We start from the raw sequence: 513 nt of genomic DNA on the forward strand, positions 1-513 counted from the left end.
ACCCGGCGGACGTCATCGTCACCACCGGCTCCTCGGGCGGGTTCCTGTTGGCGTTCCTCGCCGCGTTCGAGGTGGGCGACCGGGTGGCGATGGCCCGTCCCGGCTATCCGGCGTACCGCAACCTGCTGAACGCGCTGGGCTGCGAGGTCGTCGAGTTCGCCACGGACGAGAGCACGCGGTTCCAGCCGGCGCCGGAGATCCTCGCCGGGCTCGGCGACATCAGGGGCCTCGTCGTGGCGAGCCCGAGCAACCCGACGGGCACGATCGTGGCGCCCGGCGAGCTGGCGACGCTGACCGAGTGGTGCACCGCGCGGGGGGTGCGGCGGGTCGGCGACGAGATCTACCACGGCATTTCCTACGAGCGCGACGTCGCGTGCGGGTGGCAGACGTCCCGTGAGGCACTGGTGCTCGGGTCGTTCTCGAAGTACTTCGCGATGACGGGCTGGCGGCTCGGGTGGATGCTCGCGCCGCAGGCGCTGCACCGCAGCGTCGACGTGCTGACCGGCAACTTCA

1 protein-coding gene is annotated in these 513 nt (G+C 71.5%); it reads left to right on the plus strand.

Annotated elements, in window-relative coordinates; genetic code table 11:
• Positions 1-513 (plus strand): aminotransferase class I/II-fold pyridoxal phosphate-dependent enzyme (locus ABD323_RS45565; protein ID WP_344447793.1); only part of this gene is annotated, 513 nt, incomplete at both ends.

It is taken from the genome of Kitasatospora nipponensis, from assembly GCF_039528135.1.
Classification (GTDB): domain Bacteria; phylum Actinomycetota; class Actinomycetes; order Streptomycetales; family Streptomycetaceae; genus Kitasatospora; species Kitasatospora nipponensis.